This window comes from Paenibacillus sp. FSL K6-1318, from assembly GCF_037976905.1.
Taxonomy (GTDB): Bacteria; Bacillota; Bacilli; order Paenibacillales; family Paenibacillaceae; genus Paenibacillus; species Paenibacillus amylolyticus_A.
On the sequence record NZ_CP150270.1, the window covers coordinates 651,599 to 660,000 of the forward strand.

General features: G+C 47.1%; 11 protein-coding genes (1 of these 11 cut by a window edge). 10 read left to right on the forward strand and 1 reads right to left on the reverse strand.

What is annotated here, in order from left to right:
• From NYE45_RS03020 to NYE45_RS03035, 4 genes are all read left to right on the forward strand, one after another.
• The gene (locus NYE45_RS03020; RefSeq protein ID WP_062837337.1) at positions 1-321 is read left to right on the forward strand and encodes a cytochrome C oxidase subunit IV family protein; all 321 of its coding nucleotides are present in this window, start codon (positions 1-3) and stop codon (positions 319-321) included.
• A 108-nt stretch (positions 322-429) separates the two neighbouring features.
• A complete protein-coding gene (gene ctaG / locus NYE45_RS03025; protein ID WP_340015524.1) occupies positions 430-1,353 on the forward strand; it encodes a cytochrome c oxidase assembly factor CtaG in 924 nt (307 codons plus the stop codon).
• Positions 1,354-1,388: 35 nt separating this feature from the next.
• Positions 1,389-1,853 carry a DUF420 domain-containing protein gene (locus tag NYE45_RS03030; protein WP_062837339.1) on the forward strand — a complete coding sequence of 155 codons (465 nt, stop codon included), beginning with the start codon at positions 1,389-1,391 and terminating at the stop codon, positions 1,851-1,853.
• Positions 1,854-1,995: 142 nt separating this feature from the next.
• On the forward strand, positions 1,996-2,367 hold the full coding sequence (locus NYE45_RS03035) for a hypothetical protein (protein WP_062837340.1): 372 nt from the start codon (positions 1,996-1,998) through the stop codon (positions 2,365-2,367).
• Between the two features lie 110 nt (positions 2,368-2,477).
• Here NYE45_RS03035 and NYE45_RS03040 read toward each other — a convergent pair whose 3' ends face one another.
• Positions 2,478-2,807, reverse strand: a complete 330-nt coding sequence (locus tag NYE45_RS03040; protein ID WP_169480734.1) for a hypothetical protein — start codon at positions 2,805-2,807, stop codon at positions 2,478-2,480.
• A 203-nt stretch (positions 2,808-3,010) separates the two neighbouring features.
• On the opposite strand from NYE45_RS03040, the gene NYE45_RS03045 reads away from it, so the two are divergent.
• From NYE45_RS03045 to NYE45_RS03070, 6 genes are all read left to right on the forward strand, one after another.
• The gene (locus tag NYE45_RS03045; protein ID WP_076332753.1) at positions 3,011-3,724 is read left to right on the forward strand and encodes a hypothetical protein; all 714 of its coding nucleotides are present in this window, start codon (positions 3,011-3,013) and stop codon (positions 3,722-3,724) included.
• An 89-nt stretch (positions 3,725-3,813) separates the two neighbouring features.
• The gene (locus tag NYE45_RS03050) at positions 3,814-4,203 is read left to right on the forward strand and encodes a GntR family transcriptional regulator (protein ID WP_340015525.1); all 390 of its coding nucleotides are present in this window, start codon (positions 3,814-3,816) and stop codon (positions 4,201-4,203) included.
• A 15-nt stretch (positions 4,204-4,218) separates the two neighbouring features.
• Positions 4,219-5,115 (forward strand): ATP-binding cassette domain-containing protein, encoded by an 897-nt coding sequence (locus NYE45_RS03055; RefSeq protein WP_340015526.1) that lies wholly within the window; start codon positions 4,219-4,221, stop codon positions 5,113-5,115.
• A gap of 20 nt (positions 5,116-5,135) precedes the next feature.
• Positions 5,136-6,038, forward strand: a complete 903-nt coding sequence (locus tag NYE45_RS03060; protein WP_339170314.1) for an ATP-binding cassette domain-containing protein — start codon at positions 5,136-5,138, stop codon at positions 6,036-6,038.
• Positions 6,031-7,326, forward strand: coding sequence for an ABC transporter permease (locus NYE45_RS03065; RefSeq protein ID WP_340015527.1), 1,296 nt, complete (start codon positions 6,031-6,033; stop codon positions 7,324-7,326). Before NYE45_RS03060 ends, NYE45_RS03065 begins: the two co-directional genes overlap by 8 nt.
• A 148-nt stretch (positions 7,327-7,474) precedes the next feature.
• Positions 7,475-8,402, forward strand: partial view of a TraB/GumN family protein gene (locus NYE45_RS03070; RefSeq protein WP_340015529.1) — the 5' portion only. Its footprint extends 293 nt past the window's final position; 928 of the gene's 1,221 nt are visible here — the first part of the coding sequence; it begins with the start codon at positions 7,475-7,477; the stop codon falls past the right edge of the window.

Below are 8,402 nucleotides of genomic sequence, written 5' to 3' on the forward strand. Positions count from 1 at the left end.
ATGTCGGCACAGGATAAGACAGATGAACAGCCTGTGAAACACCGTCACCGGACGGAAGGGCCACAGAAACACGTCGTGGTGTTTATCTTCTCCATTATTCTTACGCTGATTGCGTTTGCGGCTGCTTCTGCCGGAGGGGTCAACACAACCTTTACGATTATTATTTTGCTCGTCATGGCGATTCTTCAGGTATTCGTTCAATTGGGTTACTGGATGCACATGAAGGATAAAGGGCATCTGATGCCGATCCTGTTCATGGCCTTTGGATTTTTCGTAGCCTTTACGTGCATTATTATGGCACTGTATTGGGTCTGGTGGTAAAAGAGATGGCGGCGGCGCATTGCCGCCGTCTTTTCCCCTTTTTGGCGAAGGGATCTTCTCAAAGGAATACTGGCAACAATCAAATTAGGTCACGGGGAGGTTTCCCGTATGCTCGGGTTGCAATACTTTAGCTTTAACGACTTATGGAGTCCGCTTATATTGGCTTTATTTCTGATCATTGCTGCAGCCTATTTGGTGCTTGTCGGACCGTTAAGCGAGCAAATAAAGGATGCAGAGCCAGCGACTGCTGCACAGAAAATCATGTTTATTACAGGGCTGTTCGTCTTGTATCTGGCTCAAGCAGGGCCCTTTAATTTGCTCGGTCACGTGATGTTTAGCTTCCACATGGTAAGCATGGCGTTCTCCTATCTGGTAGCCCCGCCGCTGATGATGAAAGGAGTGCCGATCTGGGTATGGCGCAGAATCGTACGCTGGTTGCCTACACGCCAGCTATCGTTCCTGGCTCATCCGATCGTTGCGGCAGTGCTCTTTAACGGACTGTTCTCGCTGTATCATCTGCCGATTGTACATGACTATGTGATGTTGAATTTTACCGTTCACCGGTTGTATTATATTGCACTGTTCATCACCTCCATGCTCATGTGGTGGACATTGCTGAATCCATTGCCAGAAGGCAGACAAGCATCGGGGTTATCCAAGATCGGTTTTATTTTCTTAAATATGGTGCTGCTTACGCCTGCGTGTGGCTTGATTATCTTTGCGTCCGAGCCGTTGTATCAGACGTACAGCAACCCGGCAGTATGGGCTGAAGCGATGCGGTATTGCGTGTCTGGAGATTCTACAGCGTTACTTCGCTCATTTGGTGGTCCGGCCTTCTTTAACTTTTTGTCTTCCGCGAAGGAAGATCAGCAGGTCGGTGGCATTGTGATGAAGTTTATTCAGGAGGGGATCTTTGCCTCCATGCTGGCCTATGTATTTTTCCAATGGTATCGGAAAGAGAAACAGGAAGATGATGATGATTCGTATCCCGCAGGGGGCACAGGAGGGCCGCTTAATCCGGCTGCCAAATAATGAAGTCAATGTTCTAACAAGAGGGGGAACACACGATGGATATGTATTTTTTGCTACCCACGATCAGTACTTCTTTCATTGTGATTAGTGCAGTATTGGTGGGGATCGGATGGGCACTGATTATTCGAGGCAAACGTGAGGCACACCAGACCGCTATGGTAGCGGGAGCGATTGCGGCTCTGATCTTCTTTGTGATCTATATGTCCCGAACGGTGTTCGTGGGCAATACGGCTTGGGGCGGGGACCCGGATTTGGAGATCTTTTACCGGATATTTCTGATCTTTCATATTATCCTGGCTACCGTGGCTGCGGTATTCGGCATCTCCACACTGGTGCTGGGATTCAAAAAGAAGTTCGGAACGCATCGCCGCTGGGGCAAGTTCACGTCCATGATCTGGTTTGGCTCAGCACTGACAGGTGTTATCGTATATGTCCTGTTGTATCTATTATATCCTGGTGGTCATACACGTCCGGTATGGGAAGCTATCCTCGGCGTATAAAAGTAGAGGGATAACATCCGGCTACTCGGGCATGCGTCACTATGTCCTTCTGAAAATATGAAAATGGACGAATCTAGCAGACGATTCGTCCACGCTTCCTCTCTCATTCATTCATAGAATGAGTTCGAGAGGGGGAAACAAAATGAAAAAAACAGTCAACGTCAGTCAAACGTATCCGCGTCTTACCGTGTATTCAGAAGAGAACTACAGAGGGAGAAGCCGCATCTATCGTGGCAACACAGGTCTTCGTAACCTGGACAATATTTTGGACGGGGTAGAGAGCCTGCGCTTTTTCTCAACAAGTTCCAATGCAACACTGGTTGTGTTTACGCGGCCTAACTTTCAGGGTGGATTCCGTGTCTTCCGAGGCAACACCAACTTGAGAGATTTGGATGATCTGATCCGTGGCAATGACGTGGAATCCCTGATCTCTACGAATGAGCGGCTGACTCTGGCCGAGATTCGTGCGATCCGTAGCAACCGCAGTCTGCCTAGTGGGTATAACCTCGTTTAATCGTAAGACCTCTTCTTCTAACAGGTGCTAGAGAACGGCAAAGGGCTGTACCCGAATTGTGTTCACACAATAATGGGTACAGCCCTTCTTTTGTATTTGCGGAATGAAGTCTAATCCCCGCCACCTCCACTGTCTCCGCCACCGCTATCTCCACCGCTGTCATTGCTGCTACCACTATCGCTGTTGTGATGAGAATGTGTGCTTGATGAAGAATCCGAATCATGATGTTTGTGATCCGATGTGTGTCTGGAATGTCGATCATAGGAGTCATCTCCTGTAATAACCGGATATCCCGAAGCAGAGTCCGTATAACCATTGTTACGACGGATGCGGTGTCTGCCTTTCTTAGCAGAATGACGATGAGGTTCATCCCGGAGGATCAACCAGATGACGACGATAAGGAAAAGGAGAACAAACCCGAGCTCGACCAGCCAATCCATAGCTGTAACCTTCCTTTCATTGATTCGTTACTATATTTTATTTTAACGTAAATTCGAACGGTGTCCCATCCTATCTTCCTGATTCAGGAAAATTAGGGGTTGACGGGATGAGAATCGGGTCTGTATACTGTGTATATTGATATATACAGTAAACACAGTGAACAAGATGAGTGATTGATGACAGGTGAAAGGCAGGCGTGCATATGAACGAATGGAAGCAGGCGTGGTGGTTGACCCGCAGCCAGATGCATAAGGATAAGCTCCAATGGCTATGGTCTGCATTATTCATGATATACACTGGCAGCATGAGCGGTGTGATGTTACTAGGACAACAACAGACAGATTTCATTAATCCTGTAGTGGATGCCTTCTTTTTGATCATGTTGCCATTTCAAGGGTTCATGTTTTGCAGGCGCTCCTTCCGTTACATACAGGAGGATTCTTATACGCAGATGCTGGCCTACTATCGCAGAATTCCCATCCCGGAACAAGCGGTGATGTGGTCCAGATTACAGCAGTCTCTGATGGCGTTTGCTTACAATGGTATCTTTTTCTACGGATCGTTATATGTAGTTAACCTTCATGCCGAAGGATTCCGATGGGATCAATATCTGGCCTTTAGCCTTACTTGTACAGGTTATGGACTTGTGGTAACAGGATTGTATATTTACGGAGAGTTTCTGAACAGTGGGAAGAAATACTTGGTTCTTAGTATGCTTTTTATACCCATTGCGATTGGCCTATCCTTGCTGATTCGAATGTCAGACAGTTACGGATTGCGAATGGTAATGGATGCAAGTAAATCATGGGGGTTGCTTTCCCCGATCATGTGGATTGCTCTGATAGCTGGCGTAGCTGGATTATGGCTGTTTAGTCGCTTGACGCTGAAGAAGTTGGTTCTTCGGGATTTGAATTAAAAAGAGAGTTGAGCTTATGTACGAATACAGGATGAAACCGGCACGGTCAGGTAACAGACTGGAGTGTACCGGAGGGCGAGGTGCAAGATGTGAAAATACCCATTCAAATTAATGAAAATAGCGCTGAACCTTTATACCACCAAATTGAAAATCAGTTAAGATCGTTAATTATTACGGGTCAGTTGGGGGAGGGGACACATTTGCCGTCCATTCGTGAGTTCGCCGGAGCGCTGAATTGCAGTGTCATTACGGTTAGACGGGTCTATCAGGATCTGGAGAATGAAGCCCTGCTTCGTACGAAGCAGGGGACAGGTACATTTGTGGCCCAGGTAGAAGCCGGCGACAGAGAAAATTATAGATTGAAGGCTGCACAGGAAGCGATGCAGGCAGCGGTGCAATCCGGGAAATCGGTAGGGTGCACGGAAGAAGAGATGGAGAGCCTGTTCCGGGAAGTCCTGAAGACTATTTACGCGAAGTAAGGGAGTGATGCATACATGGAACCCATAGCAATCCAGTTGAACGGCGTATCTAAAATGCGAAAACGCAGAGTTATTGGCCCGATTGATCTTTCTATCCCGGAAGGGTATGTAGTCGCTATTCTCGGTCATAACGGTTCAGGTAAAAGTACACTTCTTAACATGCTGCAGCAAGTAGTGCTGCCAGATGCCGGACAGATTATATGGTTTGGGAAGGAACATGAGGGGCCGCTCCCCGTTGAACTGAGACAACAGATCGGTTTTGTGGCTGACAACGCTGGTTCGGAAGAGAACCGGATAACTGCACAGGAAGCAGCCCATTTTCGGTCCTACTGGTACCCGCGTTGGGATATGAAGTTGTTCGACCAACTGATTCACGATATGGAAGTCCCTGTTGATGTGAAGCTGAACAAGATGTCCAAGGGAGAACGGCGAAAATTTGAGATTGCAGCTGCAATTGCAGCTCGCCCAAGATTATTACTTTTGGATGAGCCGTCATCAGGACTGGACCCCTTTGCCTGGAAAGTGATGGTTGAGCAGTTCCGTACCTTCATGGCTGGGGGAGACACCACGATTCTGATAGCCACACATATTGCGGATGAAGTCAAAAGGCTTGCGGATTACATCGTATTGATGCACCGAGGTCAGTCGCTGGGGATGGCCGAAAAAGATATGGTGCTCGATCAATGGAAAGAAGTCTGGTATGAAGGAGATTTAAGGCCAGAAAGTATCCCAGGTGTTGTGGAATCTTCTTTGGAAGAGAGAGGTCTGGTTCGCGTAATTACAACCCGGGTCAGCGAAGCGCAGGAGAGGCTGGAGCTGTCCAATAACCGGGTATTGAAAATCCGTAATTTGGAATTGGATGAAGTGCTGGCATTCTGGATTGCCGGGTATGCACCCGTACAGTGGAAATAACCGAAGGGAGACGATAAATGATGAACCGATTGGAATTGAAGCAAGTCGTCAAGCAATATGCAGACAAAACAGCCGTTAATGGAGTCACGCTCAATGTAAAAGAAGGGGAGATTTACGGACTGCTCGGAGCCAATGGTGCAGGTAAAACAACAACAATGCGTATGGTGCTCGGTCTGATTCACCCTGACGGAGGCAATATCCTGTACAACGGCAAGCCTTACAATACGGAGCTACAGCAGATTATGGGTTATCTTCCGGAAGAGCGCGGATTGTATCCGAAGGTGAAAGTCAGCGAACAGATTAATTACCTGGCACGGCTTCGTGGAATGAATGGCAAAGATGCAGACCAGAGTCTCAAGTACTGGCTGAATCGGTTTGAGGTACCTGAGTATTACGATAAGAAGATTGAGGAGTTATCCAAAGGTAATCAGCAGAAAATGGGCTTTATCGCGGCTGTAGTGCATAGACCGCAGATTCTCATTCTGGATGAAGCGTTCAGTGGACTGGATCCTGTGAACGTGGAATTACTCAAGTCCACCGTCAAGGAATTACGTGACGAAGGCACGGCCATTCTGTTCTCAACACACCGTATGGAGCACGTTGAAGAGTTGTGTCGTCAGATCACCATTCTGCATCGTTCCAACACTGTGGTACAAGGAGAGATCAAGGAGATCAAGAGCCGGTATCCGCGTGAACAGGTATTCCTAGGTACGACTGGAAATGTGGAAGGGCTCGAGCAATTGTCTGGTGTGAAGAAAGTTGAGCGGAATGAGCGCGGGTACCTGGTACATATTAGTCAGGTGGAAGCGGCTCAGGAGATTCTGAGAACAGCTATGACCCAGACGACAGTGGAACACTTTGAACTCAAGGAACCAACGCTTAACCAAATCTTTATTCGTGAGGTAGGTGAGTCGAATGAATAAAATGGGAACGATTACGGGTTTTACATTTAAAAACAAAGTTAAAACGAAATCATTCATGGTGACGACCATTGTGCTTGCACTTTTAATTTCAATCGGCCTCAATGTTCCATATTTCATTACCTTATTCAACGGGGGTTCCATTGGCGGAGCTTCAAGCAGTAATCCTGTGAATATTGGGCTACTGAGTACAGGGCAGCCTGAAGTTTCTGAGAAACTGGAGAGCTTCTCTGCGGCTCAAGGAGATCAGGCCTATCGATTTATCACCAGTGGCGACAAAGATGAGGCTGCTCTTGCGGCAGATGTGGAAGCAGGGCTTACCGATGGCTATCTGAAGTTTGAAGCCGTTGCCGGGCAAGAGTTCCCGCAGCCGATTCTCTATTCAGCAGAAGACGTATCACCTCAGATCATTGCATCTATTGAAGCTGCGTTGCAGAGTGTGAAGCTGGATGTAGTTGTGAAGGATGTACTCACAGCGGAGCAGAAGGAACTGATTACAACACCTGTGAAGCTCACCGAGCAAAGCTTGAGTACAGATGAGAGCGGAACAGGTACTGAGTCTGAAGGTGCAATGAGCCCGATTAACTATATTGTGGTGTACTTGCTGATCATCCTGCTGTTTACCTCCACGATGATGACAGGCAACATGATTGCCTCTGAGATCACAGCTGAGAAGAGCTCACGCATTATGGAGATTCTGATTACGAGTGTATCACCGCTCAGTCAGATGTTTGGTAAAATCATCGGTATTTTCATGGTGGGGATGCTGCAAATCGGGATCTTCGGAGCGGTGGTTGCCGGAAATATCTTGCTGCCGCATAACCGTGCAGTATTAGGTGATTTCAATATGAATGTAAGTGATGTGAATATTGCGGTTATTGTGTACGGACTAATATTCTACATTCTGGGTTACTTCCTGTATGCGGTGTTGTTCGCTGCTATCGGTTCAATGGTAAGCCGTACTGAAGAACTCGGTCAGGCTGTGCTGCCGATTACGATGTTGTCGCTCGTTTCCTTCTATATTGCGATTTTCAGTATTTCTACGCCGAACATTCTCTTGTTGAAAATCGCAAGCTTCATTCCATTCACGTCGCCGACCGCGATTCTGGTACGGATCGGCGCAGGAGTTGCGCCAACTTGGGAGATTCTAACGTCCTTAGCGATTCTGATCGTATCTATTATCATCTTCGGATGGCTTGCAGCCAAAATCTATCGCACGGGTGTGCTGATGTACGGTAAACGCCCAACCTTTAAAGAGTTATTTAAGGCCATGAAAGCTTATAAGATCTAAGATGAATACCGTTTAATAATTAATAATTAAGGGGAAGTGCTGCTTCGGAACGGAGTGGCACCAATTCCCACCTTTATCCGTAGTATCTAAGGATGTCCATTCTATTAAAATGATTGACAACTATATTCACTAAAGGAGAATACATAATATGAAGAATTGGAAACGCATGCTCTTATCTCTTACCATCTCGGTAGGTTTGCTCGCATCTGCAGTACCAGCTATGGCTGCTCCACAAGAAACATCCGTCAAGGTTAATGATCAAGCTGTGAAATATGCTACAGGAGCACCAATCCTGGAGAAAGGTACAACATTGGTTCCACTGCGGACTACGCTGGATGCTATGGACGTGAAGCTAACAACTGCGACAGATGATACGATCACAGCTGTGGTAAATGGCAAAACGATTACACTCAAAAGCAAGCTTACACGAATCAACGGTGTAACGTATGCTCCAATCCGCATCGTTGGTGATGCAGCAGGTTACGAAGTTCGCTGGGATGCTGCAACACGCACGGTGCTGTTGGTATCCAAGGGTGGAGCAACCGAAACTGCTCAAACCGGTGGACGCGGCTTCATGTGGGAAGTTGAAAGTAATGGCAACACGGTCTATCTGGTAGGCTCAATGCATATTGCTGATGAGAGCTTCTACCCACTGCGTCCGGAGTTTGAAGAAGCTTTTGCTGAAGCTGATTATCTCGGTGTAGAGATTGATATTAGCAAGGCCGCTGATGAAGAGCAGCAAAAGCTCGTTCTGAGTCTGGGTTCGTATCAGGATGGAACAACACTGAAAGACCACATTTCCAGTGAGACGTATACTGAGCTGGGCGATGTTTTGAAGAAGAATGGTCTGGAGCCTAATGCTTTGGATGCATTTAAGCCTTGGGTGGTAGAGAGTACACTTGCAAGTTTGAAGTCGGCAACGGCAGGATACGAAGCGTCAGCAGGAGTGGATCTGTATTTCATCCAGAAAGCGATCGAGCGCAAACTTCCAGTTATTGAGTTGGAGAGTTATCAATCTCAACTTGGCATGTTTAACGATTTTTCCAAAGAAACACAAGAGGAAACACTGAAAGCGA

Bases quoted from the DNA above. Each gene is read 5' to 3' on its own strand.
- NYE45_RS03020 (WP_062837337.1), top strand. From the start codon at position 1: ATGTCGGCACAGGATAAGACAGATGAACAGCCTGTGAAACACCGTCAC.
- ctaG (WP_340015524.1), top strand. From the start codon at position 430: ATGCTCGGGTTGCAATACTTTAGCTTTAACGACTTATGGAGTCCGCTT.
- NYE45_RS03030 (WP_062837339.1), top strand. From the start codon at position 1,389: ATGGATATGTATTTTTTGCTACCCACGATCAGTACTTCTTTCATTGTG.
- NYE45_RS03035 (WP_062837340.1), top strand. From the start codon at position 1,996: ATGAAAAAAACAGTCAACGTCAGTCAAACGTATCCGCGTCTTACCGTG.
- NYE45_RS03040 (WP_169480734.1), bottom strand. From the start codon at position 2,807: ATGGATTGGCTGGTCGAGCTCGGGTTTGTTCTCCTTTTCCTTATCGTC.
- NYE45_RS03045 (WP_076332753.1), top strand. From the start codon at position 3,011: ATGAACGAATGGAAGCAGGCGTGGTGGTTGACCCGCAGCCAGATGCAT.
- NYE45_RS03055 (WP_340015526.1), top strand. From the start codon at position 4,219: ATGGAACCCATAGCAATCCAGTTGAACGGCGTATCTAAAATGCGAAAA.
- NYE45_RS03060 (WP_339170314.1), top strand. From the start codon at position 5,136: ATGAACCGATTGGAATTGAAGCAAGTCGTCAAGCAATATGCAGACAAA.
- NYE45_RS03065 (WP_340015527.1), top strand. From the start codon at position 6,031: ATGAATAAAATGGGAACGATTACGGGTTTTACATTTAAAAACAAAGTT.